This window comes from Rhizobium leguminosarum, from assembly GCF_001679785.1.
Lineage (GTDB): Bacteria > Pseudomonadota > Alphaproteobacteria > Rhizobiales > Rhizobiaceae > Rhizobium > Rhizobium leguminosarum_R.
In genome coordinates, this window is the sequence record NZ_CP016293.1 from 17,684 (window position 1) to 38,811 (window position 21,128).

Here is a 21,128-nt window from a genome sequence, read left to right on the forward strand (position 1 = left end):
AGGCATTGCGCTGCGGTTCGCTTTCTTTAAAACGAAAGCAGATCGAAAGGCGCGCGCTCATGTTCTTGACCGACCGGCAAATTGAAATCGTGGCGATTGCGAAATCGAGCGGCAGGGTGCTGGTCGAGGAGCTCGCCTCCCGCTTTTCGGTGACGCCCCAGACGATCCGCAAGGACCTGAACGATCTCTGCGATGCGCAGGTGCTGACGCGCATCCATGGCGGCGCCACATTCCCGAGTGGGACGGAGAATGTCAAATACGAAGCGCGCCGTCAGATCGCCGCTTCCGAGAAACAGGCGATCGGCATTGCCACGGTCGAGCTGATTCCGAGCGGGGCCTCGCTCTTCATCAATATCGGAACGACGACAGAGGCGGTGGGCGAGGCGCTCGCCAACCATCACGAGCTGATGGTGATCACCAATAATATCAACGTTGCCAATAGATTACGCCTTTTTCCGGCAATCGAGGTCGTCATTGCCGGCGGGGTCGTGCGCGGTTCGGACGGCGGGATCGTCGGCGAGGCGGCCGTCGATTTCATCCGCCAGTTCAAGGTCGATTACGCCGTGATCGGCGCGTCGGCGATCGATGTCGATGGCGCGCTTCTTGACTATGACTTTCGCGAAGTGAAGGTCGCCCAGGCCATCATCGCCAATGCCCGGCATGTCATTCTCGTTGCCGATTCGACGAAGTTCGAACGTACCGCACCGGTCAGGATCGGTCAGCTTTCCCAGGTTCATACCTTCATCACCGATCGCTGTCCTGTGCCGTCGATCCGCAATCTCTGCCTCGAAAACAATGTGAAACTGATCGAAACGAACGGCAGATCTCGCTAGACAACGGACCCTCACAAACATTCGTTTGACATTCGTATTCCTTTCGTTTTAACTGATGTTACTTTCGCAATTGCGCAAGTTTTGTGCGATGCGAAATCGACGGCGGGCTCGGAGGGGGAATTGGGCCGAAATATTCACGACATATTCGTCATCGGTGGCGGCATCAACGGTTGCGGCATTGCACGCGATGCCGTCGGGCGCGGCTATACGGTGGCGCTGGCGGAGATGAACGATTTCGCCTCGGGTACCTCGTCGGGCGCCACCAAACTGATCCATGGCGGCCTGCGTTACCTCGAGCATTACGAGTTCCGCCTGGTGCGCGAATCGCTGATGGAGCGCGAGATCCTCTGGGCGATGGCGCCGCACATTATCTGGCCGCTGCGCTTCGTGCTGCCCTACCACAAGGGCGGCATCCGCCCGGCCTGGCTGATCCGGCTCGGCCTCTTCCTCTACGACCATCTTGGCGGCCGCAAGCTGTTGCCGCCGACATCGGTGCTCGACATGCGCAGCGATCCGGCCGGCAAGCCGCTGAAGGCGCTGTTTTCCAAGGCCTTCGAATATTCCGACGGCTGGGTCGACGATGCCCGCATGGTGGTGTTGAACGCCCGCGATGCCGCCGACAAGGGTGCGCTGATCATGCCGCGCACCAAGGTGGTGTCGGCAAGGCGCGAGAATGGCCTGTGGCAGATCGAGACCACCGATACCGTCTCTGGTCGCATTGACAGCCACCAGGCCCGCATGCTGGTCAACGCCGCCGGTCCCTGGGTCGACCATGTCATTCGTTCCGCCTTCGGCCAGAACGAAGCCCACCATGTCCGCCTCGTCCAGGGCAGCCATATCGTCGTGAAGAAGAAATTCGACGACGTGAGAGCCTATTTCTTCCAGAATCCTGACAACCGCATCATCTTCGCCATCCCCTATGAGGGCGACTTCACCCTGATCGGCACCACGGATCACGACTACACCGCCGATCCCCGGGATGTCCGGATCTCCGAGGAGGAGACCGTCTACCTCTGCAATGCGGCGTCGGAATATTTCAAGGAGCCGGTCAGGCCGGAGGATATCGTCTGGACCTATTCGGCCGTCAGGCCGCTTTATGACGACGGCGCCTCGAAGGCGCAGGAGGCGACGCGCGACTATGTGCTGAAGCTGGAAGGTGAAGGTGACGCCGCGCCGCTGCTCAACGTCTTCGGGGGCAAGCTCACCACCTATCGCCGGCTTTCCGAACATGCGCTGGAGAAGATCGGTGCTGCGATCGGCGCCAAGGGCGCCCCGTGGACCGCCAAAAGCCATCTGCCGGGCGGCGACTTCCCGGTCCGCGGTTACGAGGCACAGGTTGACAAGCTGAGGCGGCGTTATTCGTTCCTCGCCGAACCGCTTGCCCGCCGCCTGGTGCGCCGCTACGGCACCAAGGCGGAGCTGTTGCTTGGCAATGCCAGCCGCATCGACGATCTCGGGCGGCTTTTCGGCGGCGATCTCTACGAGGCAGAGGTCAGCTATCTCGTCGAACAGGAATGGGCCCGGCACGCCGAAGACGTGCTGTGGAGGAGAACAAAGGATGGTCTGCGCCTTTCGAAGGAGCAGGCCCAGTCACTGGAGGAGTACATGGCTGCCATGCCGGCGATGGCCGGGTAGGAGCCATGTGGTCCCCGCTGCGTGGAGGCACGGGAATCGGAATGCTGGAACTGCGAAACGCCGCCAAGATGGTGGGCGCGGACTATCATATCTATCCGACCGATCTGGTTCTCGAGCGGGGCACGCTGAACGTCCTGCTCGGGCCGACGCTCGCGGGTAAGACCTCTCTGATGCGGCTGATGGCGGGGCTTGACCGGCCGACCGGCGGCTCCATCCATTTCGGCGGCATTGACGTCACCGGCATGCCGGTGCAGAAGCGCAACGTCGCCATGGTCTACCAGCAGTTCATCAACTATCCGGCGCTGACCGTCTACGACAACATCGCCTCGCCGATGCGCATATCAGGCAAGGATGCCGCCACGATCGACAGTGAGGTGCGCAAGGCGGCCGAGCTGTTGAAGCTCACGCCCTATCTCGACCGCACCCCGCTCAATCTGTCCGGCGGCCAGCAGCAGCGCACCGCGCTTGCGCGCGCGCTCGTCAAGAATGCCAGTCTCGTGCTGATGGACGAGCCGCTCGCCAATCTCGATTACAAGCTGCGCGAGGAACTGCGCGAGGAACTGCCGAAGATCTTTGCCCAATCCGGCGCGATCTTCGTCTATGCCACAACCGAGCCTTCCGAGGCGCTGCTGCTTGGCGGCAATACGGCAACGCTGAACCAGGGCCGTGTGACCCAGTTCGGGCCGACGATCGAGGTGTATCGCCGACCCGTCGATCTCGCTACCGCCGGCATTTTCGCCGATCCGCCGCTGAACGCCCTCGACGTCACGAAATCCGGCAATGTCTTCACGCGCCCGAGCGGGGTGACGATCTCGGTTCCCTCGCATCTCGCCATCGTGCCGGATGGTCCCGTCACCATCGCCTTTCACCCGCATCATCTCGGCCTTGCGCCGCAGACCGGCGACGCGGCCCGACTGCAGGCGCGCACGCTGGTTTCCGAAATCACCGGCTCGGAGAGCTTCGTTCACCTGGAATATGACGGTGTGCGCTGGGTGATGCTGGCGCACGGCATTCACGACATCGATCCCGACATGGAGGTCGAAGCTTTTCTCGACACCCGCCACTTGATGGCCTTCGGCAGCGACGGCCGCGCCATCGCTGCGGCCGGCCGCGCTACCGCAGCAGCTGGAAAGGCATAGGAGAGCACAATGGCACGCATCACGCTCGACCATATCCGCCACGCCTACGGCGCCAATCCGAAGTCCGACAAGGATTATTCGCTGAAGGAAGTCGACCACGAATGGAACGATGGCGGCGCCTATGCGCTGCTCGGCCCTTCCGGCTGCGGCAAGACCACGCTGCTCAACATCATCTCCGGCCTGCTGCAGCCCTCGCACGGCCGCATCCTCTTCGACGGCAACGATGTCACGAACCTTTCGACGCAGAGCCGCAACATCGCCCAGGTTTTCCAGTTCCCCGTCATCTACGACACGATGACCGTTTACGACAATCTCGCCTTTCCCCTGCGCAACCGCGGTGTGGCCGAGGCGGATGTCGACCGGCGTGTCCGCGATATCCTCGAGATGATCGATCTCGCCGGTTGGGCCAGGCGCAAGGCGCAGGGCCTTACCGCCGATCAGAAGCAGAAGATCTCGCTCGGCCGCGGACTGGTGCGCAACGACGTCAACGCCATCCTTTTCGACGAGCCGCTGACCGTCATCGATCCGCATATGAAATGGGTGCTGCGTTCGCAGCTGAAGCGGCTGCACAAGCAGTTCGGCTTTACCATGGTCTATGTCACCCACGACCAGACCGAGGCGCTGACCTTCGCCGAAAAGGTCGTCGTCATGTATGACGGCCAGATCGTCCAGATCGGCACGCCGGCCGAGCTCTTCGAGCGGCCGAGCCATACCTTCGTCGGCTATTTCATCGGTTCGCCGGGCATGAATTTCATGCCGGCCAAGATCGAGGGCAGCGCGGTCAAGGTTGGAGACGAGACCCTGACGCTCGATTACGCGCCGAAGACGTCAGGCACCGCCAAAACCGAACTCGGAATCCGTCCCGAATTCATTCGTCTCGGACGGGAGGGCATGCAGGTCACGATCAGCAAGGTCGAGGATATCGGCCGGCAGAAGATCGTGCGCGCCCGCTTTGCCGGCCAGCCGATCGCCATCGTCGTGACTGAAGACGCCGACATTCCCGCGGACGCCCGCGTCACCTTCGATCCGTCCGCCATCAGCATCTACGCCGACAGTTGGCGTGTCGGCAGGGAGGCCTGAGCCATGCAGAAGACGTGGAATAACAAAGCCTGGTTTCTGGTCTTGCCGGTGCTGCTGCTCGTGGCGTTTTCGGCCGTCATCCCGCTGATGACCGTCGTCAATTATTCAGTGCAGGATACGTTCGGAAACAACGAGTTCTTCTGGGCCGGTACCGACTGGTTCGTCCAGACCCTGCATTCCGACCGCTTCTGGGAATCGCTCCAGCGAAATCTGCTTTTCTCCTTCATCATTCTGGCGCTGGAGATTCCGCTTGGCATCTTCATCGCGCTCAACATGCCGAAATCAGGACCGGGCGTTCCCGTCTGCCTGGTGCTGATGGCGCTGCCGTTGCTCATTCCGTGGAACGTCGTCGGCACCATCTGGCAGGTCTTCGGGCGCGTCGATATCGGCTTGCTCGGCCACACGCTCGAAGCGATCGGCCTCGACTATAATTATGTCCGCGATCCCATCGATGCCTGGGTGACCGTTATCGTCATGGATGTCTGGCACTGGACAAGCCTCGTCGTGCTGCTTTGCTATGCCGGCCTGGTCTCGATCCCGGACGCCTATTACCAGGCCGCCAAGATCGACGGCGCCTCGCGCTGGTCCGTCTTCCGCTACATCCAGCTGCCGAAGATGAAGCGGGTGCTGCTGATCGCCGTGCTCCTGCGCTTCATGGACAGTTTCATGATCTATACCGAACCTTTCGTGGTCACCGGCGGCGGGCCCGGCAACTCGACGACCTTCCTCTCCATCGACCTCGTGAAGACGGCCGTCGGCCAATTCGATCTTGGTCCGGCGGCGGCAATGTCGATCATCTACTTCCTCATCATCCTGCTGCTATCATGGGTGTTCTACACCGTGATGACCAGCAGCGACGCGAGCTAAGGGAGGGCGAGATATGAGCAACAAATACAAACCTGCAGGCAGCCTCTCCTGGCTCGTTCCGACTATCTATATCATCTTCCTGATCCTGCCGATCTACTGGCTCGTCAATATGAGCTTCAAGGAGAATTCGGAGATCACCGGCGCCTTCTCGCTCTGGCCGACGAACCCGACGCTGCGTAACTACACAGTCATCTTTACCGACCCGTCCTGGTATAATGGCTATATCAACTCGATCATCTATGTGGTGATGAACACGGTGATCTCGGTCGCGGCGGCGCTGCCGGCAGCCTATGCCTTCTCGCGCTACCGCTTCCTCGGCGACAAACACCTGTTCTTCTGGCTGCTGACCAACCGCATGGCGCCGCCGGCGGTCTTCGCGCTGCCGTTCTTCCAGCTCTATTCGGCCTTCGGCCTGATCGACACCCACATTGCCGTGGCGCTCGCCCATTGCCTGTTCAACGTGCCGCTCGCCGTCTGGATCCTCGAAGGTTTCATGTCCGGTGTGCCGAAGGAGATCGACGAAACCGCCTATATCGACGGTTATTCCTTCCCGCGTTTCTTCATCAAGATCTTCATTCCGCTGATCGCCAGCGGCGTCGGTGTCGCGGGCTTCTTCTGCTTCATGTTCTCGTGGGTCGAGCTGCTGCTTGCCCGCACGCTGACGACGACGGCGGCAAAGCCGATCTCGGCGATCATGACGCGAACGGTCTCTGCCTCGGGCATGGACTGGGGCGTGCTGGCAGCGGCCGGCGTGCTCACCATCATTCCGGGCGCACTCGTCATCTATTTCGTCCGCAACTACATCGCCAAGGGCTTCGCGCTCGGGCGCGTTTGAGGAGGAGACGGTCATGAATTTTTCCTGGATGGCCTGGACGCTGCCGACAACGCTGTTCTTCCTGACGATCCTGGCGCTTCTGATCGCCATGAGTGTCTGGGAATATTTTTCGCCCGGCGGCTCGCCGCGCACGGGCGTGCTGCGTTTCGAGACGACGCGCGGCGACCGGCTCTTCATTTCGCTGCTGGGCAGCGCTTTCATTCATCTTGCATGGCTTGGGCTCGGTGGGCCCAACCTGTGGTGGGCTCTTGCCATCTCCGTGGTCTACGCCATCGGCGTCTTCCGCTACGTGTGAAGGCAAGGAGAAGACAGATGGCCGGGGATACTGGCCGCCTGAGACGTGACTGCAATCGCAAACCCTGGGAGGATATTATGCGAAGGCACTTATTGACGACGACAGCAGGCTTGCTGCTGGCAATGACAGCATCGGCTTATGCCGGCATGGACGAGGCCAAGACGTTCCTCGACAAGGAAGTCGGTGATCTCTCGGCGCTTCCGCGCGCCGACCAGGAAAAGGAAATGCAGTGGTTCGTTGATGCTGCAAAGCCTTTCGCCGGCCTGGACATCAAGGTCGTGTCCGAAACTATCACGACCCATGAATACGAATCGAAGGTGCTGGCGCCCGCCTTCACGGCGATCACCGGCATCAAAATCACGCACGACCTCATCGGCGAAGGCGACGTGGTCGAGAAGCTGCAGACGCAGATGCAGTCGGGCGAAAACATATATGACGCCTATATCAACGATAGCGACCTGATCGGCACCCATTGGCGCTATCAGCAGGCCCGCTCGCTGACCGACTGGATGGCCAACGAAGGCAAGGATGTCACCAATCCCGGCCTCGACATCGACGACTTCATCGGCAAGTCCTTCACCACGGCGCCTGACGGCAAGCTCTACCAGCTGCCTGACCAGCAGTTCGCGAACCTCTATTGGTTCCGTTACGACTGGTTCAACGACGAGAAGAACAAGGCGGACTTCAAGGCGAAGTACGGCTACGATCTCGGCGTGCCGGTCAACTGGTCGGCCTATGAGGATATTGCCGAGTTCTTCACCGGCCGCGAGATCGACGGCAAGAAGGTCTTCGGTCATATGGACTACGGCAAGAAGGACCCATCGCTCGGATGGCGCTTCACCGATGCCTGGCTGTCGATGGCCGGCAACGGCGACAAGGGCATCCCGAACGGCAAGCCGGTCGATGAATGGGGCATCAAGGTCGACGAGAACTCCCGTCCGGTCGGCTCGTGCGTCGCGCGCGGCGGCGATACCAACGGCCCTGCTGCGGTCTATTCCATCCAGAAATATCTGGACTGGATGAAGGCCTATGCACCGGCTGCCGCCCAGGGCATGACCTTCTCCGAGTCCGGCCCGGTCCCATCGCAGGGCGAAGTCGCCCAGCAGATGTTCACCTACACGGCCTTCACAGCCGATTTCGTCAAGGAAGGCCTGCCGGTCGTCAATGCGGACGGCACGCCGAAATGGCGGTTCGCACCGAGCCCGCATGGTGTCTACTGGAAGGACGGCATGAAGCTCGGCTATCAGGACGCAGGTTCGTGGACGCTGATGAAGTCCACGCCTGACGACCGCGCCAAGGCGGCCTGGCTCTATGCCCAGTTCGTCACCTCGAAGACCGTCGACGTGAAGAAGAGCCACATGGGCCTGACCTTCATTCGCCAGTCGACGCTGGATCACAAGTCCTTCACCGATCGTGCGCCGAAGCTCGGCGGCCTGATCGAATTCTATCGTTCGCCCGCCCGCCTGCAGTGGTCGCCGACCGGTACGAACGTTCCTGACTATCCGAAGCTCGCTCAGCTTTGGTGGCAGGCGATTGGTGATGCCTCTTCCGGCGCCAAGACGGCGCAGGGGGCGATGGACTCGCTCTGCGCCGAACAGGAAAAGGTGCTGCAGCGCCTGGAACGCGCCAAGGTCCAGGGCGACATTGGCCCGAAACTCGCCGAGGAGCATGATCTCGCCTATTGGAACGCGGATGCGGTGAAGAACGGCAACCTTGCCCCGCAGCTGAAGATCGAGAACGAGAAGGACAAGCCGGTCACTGTCAACTACGACGAACTCGTCAAGAGCTGGCAGAAGAAGTAAGGCGGACCCGGCCGGAGGCGACGAGGCTTCCGGCCATCACTTCCTGCCACCGGCAGCAAGCCGGTGGCACCCACAATCTTTCTCTCATGAAGCGTCCGCGTCCTGCCGACCTCTGCAGGCGGAGCGGTTTCGTGCGAGCCGGAGACGGATATGAGCGGCTATATTCTTTCAATCGACCAGGGCACGACATCGTCGCGCGCCATCATCTTCGATGGCGACATGAAAATGGCCGGCTCGGCGCAGGCGGAGATCACCCAGTATTATCCGCAGCCCGGATGGGTGGAGCACGACGCCGCCGAAATCTGGCAATCCGTCGTCGATACTGTGCGCAAGGCGATTATCGATGCTGGTATTGACGCCGCCGATATCACCGCGATCGGCATCACCAACCAGCGCGAGACAGCGGTCGTCTGGGATCGCAGGTCCGGCACACCGCTTCATCGCGCAATCGTCTGGCAGGACAGGCGCACCGCGGAAATGTGCGAGAGCCTGAAGGCCGATGGATACGAGAAGCTGTTCAGCGCCAAGACGGGGCTGCTGCTCGACCCCTATTTCTCCGGAACGAAGCTGCGCTGGCTGCTCGACAATGTCGATGGCCTGCGTGAGAAGGCCGAGGCCGGTGATGTCTGCTTCGGCACGATCGACAGCTGGCTGATCTACAATCTGACTGATGGACGCGTGCATGCCACCGATGCGACCAATGCATCGAGAACGCTGCTTTACAATATCGACGACGGTGCGTGGGACGAGGAGCTTCTCGGCATTCTTCGCATTCCGTCCGCCATGCTTCCTGAGGTCAGGGAATGTGCCGATGATTTCGGCCGCGTCGACAAGGCGCTGTTCGGCGCGGAACTTCCGATCCTCGGGGTCGCCGGCGACCAGCAGGCGGCGGCCATGGGCAATGCCTGTTTCGAGCCCGGGATGATGAAATCCACCTATGGCACCGGCTGCTTTGCCCTGTTGAACACCGGCCGGGATCGTGTTTCCTCCTCCAACCGGATGTTGACGACGATCGCCTGCCGGCTCGACGGCGAGACGACCTATGCGCTCGAAGGCTCGATCTTCATCGCCGGTGCTGCCGTGCAATGGCTGCGCGACGGCCTCGGCATCATCGGCCAGGCATCCGAGGCAGGAGTGCTTGCCGCCAAGGCCGATCCCGGGCAGCAGGTCTATATCGTTCCGGCCTTCACCGGCCTCGGCGCGCCCTACTGGGATCCGGCGGCGCGGGGCGCGATCTTCGGTCTGACGCGAAACAGCGGGCCGGCGGAATTCGCCCGCGCCGTGCTTGAATCCGTCGCCTACCAGACGCTCGATCTGCTGGTGGCAATGAAGAAAGACTGGGGCGCCAACCAGCTGGAAACGGTGCTGCGCGTTGACGGCGGCATGGCGGATTCGGATTGGACGATGCAGTGCCTGGCCGACATGACCGGAAACCCTGTCGACCGCTCGGCGATCCGCGAGACGACGGCGCTCGGCGCAGCCTGGCTTGCCGGCTCGAAAGCCGGCATCTGGCCCGGCAAGCGGGATTTTGCCAAAGCCTGGGCCTGCGACCGCCGCTTCAGCCCTTCGATGGATGAGACCGAGCGGCAGGGCAAGATCATCGGCTGGAAGAATGCCGTCACCAGAATGATTTCGGACGCCTCGGCGGGATAGAACCGCTTCCGAGGATACGCAACTTCTCTTAAGCCGTGCCGGCGGCCTTTCTGTTGATGAAGCTCAGGGCGAGCACGGCGAAGATCAGCGTTCCCGTACCAACCTGCTGCCAATAGAAGTTCAGATCGGTCAGCAGCAGGCCATTGGCGACGATGCTGAGCAACAACGCGCCGAGAACGGTCCCGCCGACATTCGGCCGTCCGAGCGGGCTGAGCGTCGTGCCGATGAAGGTCGCGCCGATCGCATTCAGCAGGAAGGCATTGCCCGAGGAGGGGATGTAGGTGGTGACGGTTGCGGTCAGGATCAGGCCGGCGATTGCCGCGATCAATCCGACCAGGATGAAAGTCACCGCGACATGGGCCGGCGCGGCGATGCCGGAATAGCGCACGACCCCCGGCTGGATGCCGATCGACAGGATGACGCGGCCGAAACGCGTGCGGGCAAAAACGACCGCAGCCGCCGCGATGACGACGATGGCCGCGGCAAGCGGCACCGGGAAGCCGGCGATCGTGCCGTGGCCGAGAAACCGGAAGGCTTCCGGCACTCCGTTCGGCGGCAGATAGACCGGATTGCCGCCATTGGTCAGCAGTTGCTGCACGCTGCGGCCGATGAACAGCGTGCCGAGCGTGGCGAGGAACGGCGACACGCCGATCCTTGAAATCAGCAGCGCGTTGAAGGCACCGACGAATGCTCCGGCGGCTAGTCCCGCGAGTGCGGCGACTGCCACCGGCTGCCCGGCGAGGACGAGCGAAACGAAGGCGAAGCTCGCAAAATCCATCGCCGTTCCCACCGAAAGATCGATGCCGCCCGATGCGACGGCGAAGGTCATGGCGATGGAGACGATGGCAAGCAGCGTGAAATTGTTGACCAGAATGCTCTGCAGGTTGGCAGGCGTCAGGAAAGTCGGGGTTGCCACGGAGAAGGCGGCAAATACCGCAACCAGGGCGAGGATCAGCCCATAGCGCACTAGGCCGCCGGCGATGAGACGCGGTAAGCCGATGGTGGCGGGGAGAGGGGTCTGGAGCGACATGGTCAGGCCTCCTGCCGGCGCAGCAGCGTGGTCGCGGAAACGACGATGAGAATGAGCACGCCCTGGACGCCGCTGACCAGCGTGCTCGAAATGTTCAGCAGCTGGAAACCATTGACCAGGAAGCCGACCAAAAGGGCCGAAAGCAGCGTCCCGGTGATCGTCGGAACCAGCCGGCGCGAAAAGACCGAGCCGAGCAGGGCCGTCACGACCACGGGCAACAGCATCTCGCCGGCGCCGGTCGTGCTGCCGCTCAGATAGGAAACTGACAGGATACCGGCGATGCCGCCGGAGACGCCGCTGGCAACGAACGCGCCGGCCAGCAACCGGCGAAGCGGCAGGCCGGCGGCACGCGCCGCATCCGGAAACTCACCGACGGCGTAGAGACACAGGCCGAGCGGGGTATACTGCACGATCGCCGTGGTGATGGCCGTGAAGCCGAGGAGCACATAGGCAAGAACGGGGATGCCGAAAGCATCCGAGGCGGATAGCGCCGACAGGAAAGGCGTCGAGGCCGGCAGGACGGTATTGCCGGTCAGTACCAATTCCAGGCCGGCGACGACGTTCATGACGGCCAGCGTGGTCAGCAGCGGCACGATACCGGCATAGACGACGGCAATGGCATTGACCGTGCCGATCAGGGCGCCGGTGAGGATCGCCGCCGCGATCGCCGTCGCATCGCCGTAGCCGAGTTGCGTCAGGCTCGCATAGACGGCGGCGCTGAGGCCCATATTGGCAGCGAGCGACAGGTCGATGCCGCCGGTGACGACATTGGAGCCGCCGGCGATCAGCACGATCGTCAGACCGATGGCAAGTACACCTGAGATGGCCGATTGACCAAGCACGTTGCCGATATTGCCGATGCTGAGGAAATAGGGCGCGGTCAGCGAAAAGATGATCAGGATGGCGGCGAATGCGATCAGCGATCCGAAGCGCAATGCCGCAGCCGCAATATTGCCGGCCGGCCGGGGAGGCGGTTCCGCAGCGGAAAAACCGGAAGGCGCGAATTCTACTTCAGCCGACATGGCGTTGTCCCTCGGATGATCCGGTCGATTGAGCGAGCACCGCATCTGCCGTGGTCTCCGACGAGATGAATTCTCGCACGACGCGGCCGCGGAAGAGCACCAGGATGCGATCGGTGATGCCGATCAGTTCGGGCAGATCCGAAGACAGCACGATAACGCCGGCGCCGCGCGCCGCGAGTTCACCGATCAGCGTATAGATTTCGACCTTGGAGCCGATATCGACGCCGACTGTTGGTTCGTCGAGGAGATAGACCTCGGAGCGGCGGCTCAGCCACTTGGCGATGGCGACCTTCTGCTGGTTGCCGCCGGAAAGCGTGCGCAGAAGGGCATTGCGCCCATTGGTCTTCACTTGCAGCCGCGTAATCAGAGCGTCCACTTCTTGCTGTTCGCGTCTGCGATCGAGAAAGCCGAAGCGCGTGAAGCGGCCAAGGCTCGAAAGGCTGATATTTTCCGCGACGCTGAGGTCGAGCGCGACGCCGTGGCGACGGCGATCTTCCGGCACCAGGGCGATTTCGCGGCCGGCCGCCTGGGTGGGATTGGTGAAACGGGCAGCCTTGCCGCTGATTTCGATATGGCCGGAAGCCGGGGTCTCCAGACCGAAAAGCGCGCGGACCAGCTCCTTTGCGCCGGAGCCGAGCAGGCCGGTGAGGCCGAGCACCTCGCCGCGGCGAAGCGTGAAACTGATGTCGCTATATTTCCCCGGCGCCGACAGCTGCTCGACCTTGAGGATGTCTTCGCCGGGCGTCACCTGCGGCTTCGGAAACATCTCCTTGATATCGCGTTCGACCATCAGCCGCGCAATCGCGCTGGCTGAGGTCTCCCCGATCGGCAGGGAGGCCACGTCGAGCCCATTGCGCAGCACGGTGACGTGGTCGCAAAGCTCTTCGATTTCGTTCAGGTAATGCGAGATATAGATGATGGTGACGCCTTCGTCGCGCAGACGGCGGATCAGCCGGAAGAGGATATCGGCCTCGCGGCGCACTAATGCGGCCGTCGGCTCGTCGAAAACGAGCACCTTCGGCTGATTAAGGAGCGCGCGGGTGATCTGCACGATCTGCTTTTCGGCCGTCGACAATTCGCTGATCAATGCGGCGTTCGGCAACCGGATACCGAAATAGTCGTTGAGAATGTCAGATGCCCGGCGCTGCATCAGTCGCCGGTCGAGGAACGGCGTGCCCGATATCCGCGGCTCCCGGCCAAGGAACAGGGCTTCGCCAACGGTGAAGGTCGGCACCAGCAGCCGATCCTGGTGAATGAAGTGGATACCGAGCTCTTCGGCAAGATGCGGCGTCAGCCTGTCGAATGTTTGCCCTTCGATCTCGATACGGCCGCCGTCCGGCTGATGAAGACCGGCCAGCAGCTTGATCAGCGTCGACTTGCCGGCGCCGTTCTGGCCGACGAGACCGTGGATGGTTCCGCGCCTGACGATCAGCGACGCACCGGCAAGCGCCTGAGCGCCGCCGAAATGCTTGACGATGCCTTCAAAGCGGATGATGTCGTCGCGTGCCGTCGCCGGCTGCCTCAACGAAATGGCCGTCATGTCGATCTCTCCGGGCGGGCAGATTCCGAGCGATCCGGCATGGCCGGATCGCTCGTGTTCAGTGTCAGCCGATACCGAGTTTCTTGGTGACTTCGCCGACATTGGTCTTGTTGGCGAGCAGTGCCGGAACATAGGTTTCGCGCGGCAGGGTCTGGCCGGCGAGCAGCTTGGCGACGTTGCGGATGGCGGTGCGGCCGATTTCCGCCGGCTGCTGGGCGACATCGGCGCCGGCCGGCGAATTCGGGTCGGCGATGAGTTGCAGCACTTCCGGGCTGCCGTCGACACCGTAGGTGCGGATCTCCGTGCGTCCGGCGGCAGCCAAAGCCTGGGTCGCGCCAAGCTGCGGGATGTCCCAGGCCGACCAGATCGCCTTGATCGAACCCTTTTCCGGATATTTGTTGAGGATCGCCGTGATCTGCGTGAAGGCGTCCTGCACGGTGTTCGGGATGACGTCGCGCAGTTCCGGCTGGAGGATTTTCACCTTCGGGAAATATTTGACGACATTGACCAGCTGGTCGTAGCGGATCGCGCAGGGCGTTACGCCGTAGAAGCCGTTGAAGACGACGATATTGCCTTCGCCGCCGATATCGGAGACGAGCTGCAGCGCCAGATCCTTGCCGATGCCCCAGTTATCGGAGGTGGTGTTGTTGATCGAATTGGTCGAGCCGACGTCGACGGTCAGAACCGGGATTCCGGCATCGCGCGCCTTCTTCAGCCAGGGATCGATGACGCTGAGCGTGCCGAGGATTTGAACGATCGCATCCGGCTTCTGGGCAATCAGCGTCTGCAGCTGCGAGACCAGCTTGCCGTCGTTGCGTCCGGCATCGACTGCGATCGGCTCGCCGCCGAGGCGCTTTACCTCTTCGATCTGGGCATTATAGGCCTGCAGGTCGAAGAAGTGATCGGTGCCGGTTGCGCTGATGGCGATGCGCTTACCTTTCAGCGACAGCTCTTCGTCGGCCGCGAAAACCGGCTTCTGCCCGACGAGCGCAGCACCCGCGACGACGGCCCCGGCCGCGGCAGACAGTTTCAACAGATCTCGTCTTCCGAGACCGTTTTCGGACTTTTCGATACTCATCGCAATTTCTCCAATTAATTATGTCTATAGATTAAATGGATTAATGCTGGTGGACAGGAACGAATTTCCAAAAGAACGATCTCCGGGGAAAAGAGTGGATGGAGCAAAAGCTCATCCCTGGCTGCGATTTCCCGCGACCGATCCGTCGATTAAACGCGGCAAAAAGGGTGGCCGAAGAGATGACGTTGTCCCTGTCTGACAAGGCCTCCCGCCGTTATCTGCGGGAGGCCTTGCTCGTTGCTACTCCTCCATGCTCTCACGGATGTCGGAGAGATCGATGCCATGGGTATCGAACCACCAGTCGGGACTCATCTCGGAATGGCGGTCACGCAGACGCAGATATTTGGCCCGCAGCCGCTTTCCACGATGGTCATGACCGTCTCGCACAGTGTCTCGAGCGCATCGTCTTGCGGCGTGCCGTTGACGATCATGTCGAGACGCTCGAGACCGAAGCCGACGTCGATGCAGGTTCCGAGCGGATTGACGATGTTTCCGATCTCGACGCCATCCTTATAGAACTCGGTGCAATATCCGTTGATGCTGCCGTCGCTCCACATGCATTCCGGATCCGGCACGACGGGCACGCGCCCGCCATAAAGGGCCGTCCATTCCACCAGGCGGTCGGGATGGATCGTCACATGATCCGGCACAAGTCCGAGCGTTCCCAGAAACTCGAGCCAGAAATCGATGGCGTTGCCGAGGGTCATTTCCCGGAAGGAGAAAAGGCCGAGCATGGTGAAATGGAGAAGGTGGGTTCCGTCGCCGATCTCGTCGAGGTCGCCCATGCGCAGGCAAGCCTGGCTGTTTGCGACGGTTCCGCTATGGGAGGGATCAGAGAAGAGGGGCTTGTACTGCTGCATTCCAGCGCTGCAGAAGAGCGTTGTATCATCATGCGGCCGTACGGATTCGATGCGTCTGAAATTAATGCCCTTGGAAAGGCAGAAGTCTTGATATTGCTGGATCAGGCGTCCCGCGGTGACATAGGCAACCTCCTTCGTTGTTCGTGTGCCTTGCGAAAGGATAGCGGTCTCCCGCGCTCAGGGCAATCCGCCACTATCGAAGATAAGCCGGGATGGCACCCTTGAACATCGGCTCACTTGAGGCTAAATATAACCTCAAGTGAAAAGGAGCTTTGCCATGATGGGATTTGCAGTCATCGCCGACGTTCTCGGACTACCCGCCAGGGAACCAGCGTCGCGCTCGGCCTTTGGCCTGCTCTCCAGCATCGAGGAAGGCTTGCCGGTCAAGGCGCTTGATCGCATGGCGCTGCTTCTGGCGCCTGATGATACCCAGTTCAAATATAGGCTCGTTCCTAAGGCCACCTATGAGCGGCGCAAGTCCAAGCATCGGCTGTCCTCCGACGAGGGCACAAAGCTTGCCCGTCTCGCGCGTGTCTGGGGCCAGGCGCTCGATGTCTGGCAGACTGAGACCGAGGCGCGCGATTTCCTGTTTCGGCCGCATGCAATGCTGGAGGACAGGCGGCCGATCGACGTGGTCATCCAGAGCGAGATCGGCGGCGAACTGGTGCTCGATATCCTCGGAAGCCTGAAATACGGCAGCGCTGCGTGAGCGCACAGGTTCTTGACCGCACATTGACATCCGTCCGCATCGGAGATCCCAACGGAACCTATCCGATCTTCGACGCCACCGGCTCGACCATCGCGCCGGGGCGGTGGAACACGTCGGGCAGCCCTATCATCTATACGAGCGAGCACTATTCGACCGCGCTGCTCGAAAAGCTCGTCCATGGCAGCGGGCGGCTGCCGCCCAATCAGCACTATGTCACGATCACCCTACCGCGTGGGCTAAGCTACGAGGTCTTCTCCGAGCCGGCGCTGCCCGGCTGGGACAGCATGCCGGCAAACGTCAGCAAGGCTTTCGGCGAACGGTGGTGCCAGGAAAAGCGCAGCGCCATCCTGCTGGTCCCAAGCGTCGTCGCCCGCGTCGACCGCAACGTGCTGATCAATCCGGCCCACCCGGAATTCCCGTCGATCACAGTAAGCCTCCACCAACCCGTCTTCTGGGATCGTCGCTTGTTCGGCATGTGATGGGGCAGGTGCCTTTCAGTCCGCGCTCCTGCATCGCCTCGGAACCGATTTCAGTCAGCGGCTCACGCGCCCGTCTCCCATGGATTGATCACCGCTGCGCCGGTGTCGTCGAAATCGGCGACATTGCGAGTGATGACAATCAGATCGTGAACGATCGCGATTGCGGCGATCAGCCCGTCGATATCGCCACGCGGCCGGATGGCGGCGATGCGGCCCCATTCGACGGCGATCTCGTCTGTCACCGGCAGGATCCGGTCGCCATGATCATAACGCAGCTTGCGCAGCCACTCGGTGAGATGCGCCGCGGTCTTCGGATCCGACTTCTGTTTAAGGGCAATGCCGCGCATGATCTCGCCAAGCGTCAGCGCGCTCAGGTGGATGGTGAGCGGATCGACGGAGCGCAGCCAGGAGACCGCCTGCGGCATGCCGCGTCGCGCCTCCGAGACGATGTTGGTGTCGACCAGATACATCAGAAGGCGACGTCGCGGCTCGGAGTCTTGTTGCGTGCTTCGACCGCATCGGCGAACTCATCGTCCCAGGCGGGGCCACCGAGCAGGTCGTCGACGAGGGTCGGCCTGCCGGCGCGCAAGGCGTCGTAGTCGCGGGCGGACAGAACGACGGCCGTGCGCTCGCCCCGCACGGTCACCACCTGCGGCCCTTCTTGTCGGGCCTTCTGCACGACCTTCGAAAATTGGTTCTTGGCGTCCTGCAGTTGCCATTCCATCGGTTCCGCTCCTAGCTAGTGCCCGTCCACAAACGGTAAACCACTGAAATTATTGGAGGAATTGCGATATTGCGGCGGGCAAAGCCCGGCGGTTTCAGGTATACTTTAGATCAAGCCATTGATTCTAAAGACAAACCCGCAACCGCCGGAGCCGACAATGCGCCAAGAACGCACCGTCCAAGCCAATATATTCGATCTTTTCGCCGAACACGAGATCGGCCGCGAGCTGAAAGCCATGTCGCAATGGCTGGATGAGCATCGTGATCTGCTCGGGCTGGTAGCGCAGGACCTGCGCCGCCACGGCGTCAAGGAGACCGGCCGCGAGGGCCTGCCGGCGGAGGCCGTGCTGCGTTGCGCCCTGCTCAAACAACACCGTCAGTTGAGTTATGAGGAGTTGGCCTTTCATCTGGAAGATTCCGCCTCGTTCCGGGCCTTTGCCCGGCTGCCGTGGGGGTGGAACCCGAAGAAGTCGGTCTTGCACAAGACGATCAGCGCGATCCGGGCCGGGACCTTTGAAGCGATCAATCGCGTGCTGTTGACGAGCGCCCGGCAGGACAAGGTGGAACGCGGCAAGGTCGTGCGCATCGACAGCACCGTCACTTCGGCGCTGATGCACGAACCGAGCGACAGTAGTCTTTTGTGGGACTGCGTGCGGGTGATGGTGCGGCTGTTGCAGCAGGCGGCTTCCTTGGGCAGCGCCATCTCATGGCACGATCACTGCCGCGCGGCGAAGAAGCGATCCCGGGCGATCCAATTTACCCGCGGTCGTCCGAAACGAGTTCAGCACTATCGCGCGCTGGTCAGGATCACGCGCACCACCTTGAGCTATCTCGAACAGGCGGCGGCGCAACTGCCCTTGGCGGCGGGCCCGGCGGTCGAACTCTGGCAGGCCCAACTCCGCCACTATAAGCCGCTGATCGAACGGATCATCGCCCAGACCGAGCGGCGGGTCCTGGCCGGCGAGGCGGTGCCGGCTGGCGACAAGCTGGTCAGTTTGTTCGAGCCGCATGCCGACATCATCGTCAAAGGCAGCCGCGACGTCGAGTATGGCCATAAGATCAATTTGACCACCGGCACAAGCGGGCTGATCCTCGACCTCGTCGTCGAAACCGGCAACCCGGCCGACAGCGAGCGCTTGCTGCCGATGCTGGAACGCCACATCGGCATCTGGGGCGAGGCGCCGCGTCAGGCGGCGGCCGACGGCGGCTATGCCAGCCGCGATAATTTGAGCCGAGCCAAAGCCTGGGGCATCTGCGACATGGCCTTCCACAAGAAGTGCGGCCTCAGGATCGAAGACATGGTCAAGAGCCGCTGGGTCTATCGCAAGCTGCGCAACTTCCGCGCCGGCATCGAGGCCGGCATCTCCTGCCTCAAACGCGCCTACGGCTTGGGGCGCTGCACCTGGCGTGGGCTCGACCACTTCAAGGCTTATGTCTGGTCCTCGGTGGTCGCATACAATCTCGCCCTCTTCGCCCGCCTCAGGCCGACCTGACATCCCATGTCGCCAGCCAAAACCGGACCGGCGTGACGCCGGCAGTTGCCAATGCGCGCATGTCCACCAGAAATCCTGGCCGCCGCAATTAGCACCCATGAGCCACACCGCATGGCTTCAAAGCGGCCACCAAGCGGAACCCAAGTGCGCTGCAAGCTCAAGAAAACCAGCGTTTATGGACGGAAACTAGCTAGACTGTCTAGCTATGTAGGCGCGGAATGCTTGCGCGTCAACGGCGGGACGTTCCTGAACGACAGAGTCCGGTTCTGCTATGAGGTGTCATAACAAAGTTCGACATCGTTGTGTCGGCGATCGGCGCCTGTCGGTCTTACTGGAAGCCGCGATCACGCTCTCTGCCGCGGCGAGCGGGCCATCAGCCTGGCATAGGCGATGGCCGAGAGCATGTTGACGTGGTTGGCCTTGCCGGTGCCGGCAATGTCGAAGGCGGTGCCGTGATCGACCGAGACGCGGTCGATCGGCAGGCCGAGCGAGACGTTGACCGCGGTGTCGAAGGCGACAAGCTTGATCGGGATATGGCCCTGGTCGTGATACTGGGCGATGACAAGATCGAAGGCGCCGTGATAGGCGCGGGCGAAAACCGTATCGGCCGAGATCGGGCCGACGACGTCGATGCCCTTTGCCTGCGCCTGCTCGACGGCGGGCGCCAGGAATTCCGTATCCTCGGTGCCGAACAGGCCGTTTTCGCCGCAATGTGGATTGAGGCCGGCGACGGCGATGCGCGCCGTTTTGCCGAGCCGCAGGAAGTGCCTGTGGCCGGCTTCGATGGTCGCCAGCACCCGCTCGGTCTTGGCGCGCTCGATCGCATCCTTCAGCGAGATATGGGTCGAGACGTGGATTGTATTCAGCCGCTCGGAGGCAAGCAGCATGAAGGAGCTCTTCGAGCCCGTGAGATGCGCGAGAAGCCCGGTATGGCCGTCATGGTGATGGCCGGCAAGGTTCATCGCTTCCTTATTGATCGGCGCGGTCACGATGACATCGGCTTGACCAGACATGGCGAGATCGACGGCGCGGGTGATATAGCGCACCGAGGCATCGCCGGCGACGGGGCTGACCTTGCCGATTTCGGGGAGAGCCGCGCCGAGCGCGACTTCGTCGACGGCGATCCTGTCGTCACCGGGTGCATCGGCAGGCCCGAACCGCAGCCCGGTGCCGCTGACGCGGTCGGCGCGCTCCAGCGCTTCGACATTGCCGACGACGACGAAATCGCGGCGCTCTTCTCTTGGAAGGGCTGCCAAGGCCTTGACGATCACCTCGGGGCCGACGCCGGCCGGATCGCCGAGCGTCACGGCGACTTTCGCATTCCTGTCCATCGATCGAGTCCCTTCTAAAACCTTACAGCTTAAAAAGCAGCCGCGTAAATCGCGCGGATGTCGGCGCGCGAGATCGCGCGGATTGTTATCGAGCAGACGGCGAATGGCAAAGGCGTCGTCGGCATGCATCTCCACGGCTCTCTTTGCTCGGCCCCCGCCAAGGGTTGGAACAGGTCTATGAAGAGCATAACGCCATCTACAATGCGATCGCCGACGGCCGACCTGACGATGCGCAAAGACTGATGAAGGCGCATCTCGAAGGCTCCCGGGACCGTCTGTTCGAGGGCAGGGTGCTCGACCTATCCTTCTGAAGCGCATCCCGCTCGAAAAAGCAGAAAGATCATCACGATGTTTTCGCGGCTGCCTCGGCAATGCCGATGAGCGCGCTTTTGATCATGCCGCCCTGATCGTCGGGATGCCGGAGACGTCCACCTCCCGTTCGGCGTGCCAAGCATCATAGGCAGCCTGCATGCGCAGCCATATTGCGGGGCCATCACCGAACAATTTCCCAAGTCGGGCAGCGACATTGGGCGAAACCGGCTTCTTCTCGTTCAGAATATCGTAGAGTTGCTGGCGCGAGATTCCGAGCAGATTGGCGATTTCCACCTTGGTTTTTCCCGTTGCAGGGATGATGTCCTCAAGCAGTGCCCCAGGGTGGGAAGGGCAACGCGTCGTCGGCCTCGTCGTTTCATATACGGGCATTAGGTCATTCCCCAGTCAGAGC

The 21,128-nt window shown here is 61.8% G+C and carries 20 protein-coding genes and 2 pseudogenes; 13 read left to right on the forward strand and 9 right to left on the reverse strand.

Annotated elements, in window-relative coordinates:
* Window positions 1-59: 59 nt before the first annotated feature.
* The 9 genes from BA011_RS39755 (at window position 60) to glpK (ending at window position 10,139) form a co-directional block, all read left to right on the forward strand.
* Window positions 60-833, forward strand: a complete 774-nt coding sequence (locus BA011_RS39755; protein WP_065284832.1) for a DeoR/GlpR family DNA-binding transcription regulator — start codon at window positions 60-62, stop codon at window positions 831-833.
* A gap of 120 nt (window positions 834-953) precedes the next feature.
* Complete coding sequence (gene glpD / locus BA011_RS39760; protein ID WP_065284833.1) at window positions 954-2,468, forward strand: glycerol-3-phosphate dehydrogenase; 1,515 nt, start codon at window positions 954-956, stop codon at window positions 2,466-2,468.
* A gap of 41 nt (window positions 2,469-2,509) precedes the next feature.
* Entirely contained in the window at window positions 2,510-3,607 is a 1,098-nt protein-coding gene (locus tag BA011_RS39765; RefSeq protein WP_065284834.1) for an ABC transporter ATP-binding protein, read from the forward strand.
* A 9-nt stretch (window positions 3,608-3,616) separates the two neighbouring features.
* Window positions 3,617-4,687 (forward strand): ABC transporter ATP-binding protein, encoded by a 1,071-nt coding sequence (locus BA011_RS39770; protein WP_065284835.1) that lies wholly within the window; start codon window positions 3,617-3,619, stop codon window positions 4,685-4,687.
* A 3-nt stretch (window positions 4,688-4,690) separates the two neighbouring features.
* Window positions 4,691-5,554 (forward strand): carbohydrate ABC transporter permease, encoded by an 864-nt coding sequence (locus BA011_RS39775; RefSeq protein ID WP_017957585.1) that lies wholly within the window; start codon window positions 4,691-4,693, stop codon window positions 5,552-5,554.
* Window positions 5,555-5,567: 13 nt separating this feature from the next.
* Window positions 5,568-6,389, forward strand: a complete 822-nt coding sequence (locus tag BA011_RS39780; RefSeq protein ID WP_017957584.1) for a carbohydrate ABC transporter permease — start codon at window positions 5,568-5,570, stop codon at window positions 6,387-6,389.
* Window positions 6,390-6,402: 13 nt separating this feature from the next.
* A complete protein-coding gene (locus BA011_RS39785; protein WP_003549529.1) occupies window positions 6,403-6,684 on the forward strand; it encodes a DUF2160 domain-containing protein in 282 nt (93 codons plus the stop codon).
* A gap of 77 nt (window positions 6,685-6,761) precedes the next feature.
* Window positions 6,762-8,486, forward strand: coding sequence for an ABC transporter substrate-binding protein (locus BA011_RS39790; RefSeq protein WP_020047582.1), 1,725 nt, complete (start codon window positions 6,762-6,764; stop codon window positions 8,484-8,486).
* 150 nt (window positions 8,487-8,636) lie between these two features.
* Window positions 8,637-10,139 carry a glycerol kinase GlpK gene (gene glpK, locus BA011_RS39795; protein WP_065284836.1) on the forward strand — a complete coding sequence of 501 codons (1,503 nt, stop codon included), beginning with the start codon at window positions 8,637-8,639 and terminating at the stop codon, window positions 10,137-10,139.
* 28 nt (window positions 10,140-10,167) lie between these two features.
* Here glpK and BA011_RS39800 read toward each other — a convergent pair whose 3' ends face one another.
* The 5 genes and pseudogenes from BA011_RS39800 to BA011_RS39820 all read right to left on the reverse strand — a co-directional run bounded on the left by BA011_RS39800 (window position 10,168) and on the right by BA011_RS39820 (window position 15,831).
* Entirely contained in the window at window positions 10,168-11,169 is a 1,002-nt protein-coding gene (locus BA011_RS39800) for an ABC transporter permease (RefSeq protein ID WP_065284837.1), read from the reverse strand.
* A gap of 2 nt (window positions 11,170-11,171) precedes the next feature.
* Entirely contained in the window at window positions 11,172-12,191 is a 1,020-nt protein-coding gene (locus tag BA011_RS39805) for an ABC transporter permease (RefSeq protein WP_065284838.1), read from the reverse strand.
* Window positions 12,181-13,731 (reverse strand): sugar ABC transporter ATP-binding protein, encoded by a 1,551-nt coding sequence (locus BA011_RS39810; RefSeq protein ID WP_065284839.1) that lies wholly within the window; start codon window positions 13,729-13,731, stop codon window positions 12,181-12,183. Before BA011_RS39810 ends, BA011_RS39805 begins: the two co-directional genes overlap by 11 nt.
* 64 nt (window positions 13,732-13,795) lie before the next feature.
* Window positions 13,796-14,809 (reverse strand): sugar ABC transporter substrate-binding protein, encoded by a 1,014-nt coding sequence (locus BA011_RS39815; protein ID WP_065284840.1) that lies wholly within the window; start codon window positions 14,807-14,809, stop codon window positions 13,796-13,798.
* A gap of 240 nt (window positions 14,810-15,049) precedes the next feature.
* Window positions 15,050-15,831: pseudogene (locus tag BA011_RS39820) on the reverse strand (alanine--tRNA ligase-related protein).
* 115 nt (window positions 15,832-15,946) lie between these two features.
* Between BA011_RS39820 and BA011_RS39825 the strand changes: the two are divergent.
* Window positions 15,947-16,378 carry an antitoxin Xre-like helix-turn-helix domain-containing protein gene (locus BA011_RS39825; protein ID WP_065284841.1) on the forward strand — a complete coding sequence of 144 codons (432 nt, stop codon included), beginning with the start codon at window positions 15,947-15,949 and terminating at the stop codon, window positions 16,376-16,378.
* Window positions 16,375-16,857 (forward strand): RES family NAD+ phosphorylase, encoded by a 483-nt coding sequence (locus tag BA011_RS39830; RefSeq protein ID WP_065284842.1) that lies wholly within the window; start codon window positions 16,375-16,377, stop codon window positions 16,855-16,857. The genes BA011_RS39825 and BA011_RS39830 overlap by 4 nt, the downstream gene beginning before the upstream one ends.
* A 62-nt stretch (window positions 16,858-16,919) precedes the next feature.
* On the opposite strand, the gene BA011_RS39835 is transcribed toward BA011_RS39830, so the two are convergent.
* Together BA011_RS39835 and BA011_RS39840 are read right to left on the reverse strand one after the other, a co-directional pair.
* Window positions 16,920-17,327 carry a type II toxin-antitoxin system VapC family toxin gene (locus tag BA011_RS39835; RefSeq protein WP_065284843.1) on the reverse strand — a complete coding sequence of 136 codons (408 nt, stop codon included), beginning with the start codon at window positions 17,325-17,327 and terminating at the stop codon, window positions 16,920-16,922.
* Entirely contained in the window at window positions 17,327-17,581 is a 255-nt protein-coding gene (locus BA011_RS39840) for a type II toxin-antitoxin system Phd/YefM family antitoxin (RefSeq protein ID WP_011649626.1), read from the reverse strand. Before BA011_RS39840 ends, BA011_RS39835 begins: the two co-directional genes overlap by 1 nt.
* A 157-nt stretch (window positions 17,582-17,738) precedes the next feature.
* Between BA011_RS39840 and BA011_RS39845 the strand changes: the two genes are divergently transcribed.
* Entirely contained in the window at window positions 17,739-19,073 is a 1,335-nt protein-coding gene (locus tag BA011_RS39845; RefSeq protein WP_065280293.1) for an ISNCY family transposase, read from the forward strand.
* Window positions 19,074-19,417: 344 nt separating this feature from the next.
* Here the strand turns inward: BA011_RS39845 and pdxA are convergent, their stop codons facing one another.
* A complete protein-coding gene (gene pdxA / locus BA011_RS39850) occupies window positions 19,418-20,404 on the reverse strand; it encodes a 4-hydroxythreonine-4-phosphate dehydrogenase PdxA (RefSeq protein ID WP_065284844.1) in 987 nt (328 codons plus the stop codon).
* Between the two features lie 117 nt (window positions 20,405-20,521).
* On the opposite strand from pdxA, the pseudogene BA011_RS44015 reads away from it, so the two are divergent.
* A pseudogene (locus tag BA011_RS44015) lies at window positions 20,522-20,715 on the forward strand (FCD domain-containing protein); the annotation flags it as partial.
* Between the two features lie 82 nt (window positions 20,716-20,797).
* On the opposite strand, the gene BA011_RS39855 reads toward BA011_RS44015, so the two are convergent.
* Window positions 20,798-21,106: a HigA family addiction module antitoxin gene (locus BA011_RS39855; RefSeq protein ID WP_026158333.1), complete on the reverse strand. Its 309-nt coding sequence runs from the start codon at window positions 21,104-21,106 to the stop codon at window positions 20,798-20,800.
* Between the last annotated feature and the right edge of the window lie 22 nt (window positions 21,107-21,128).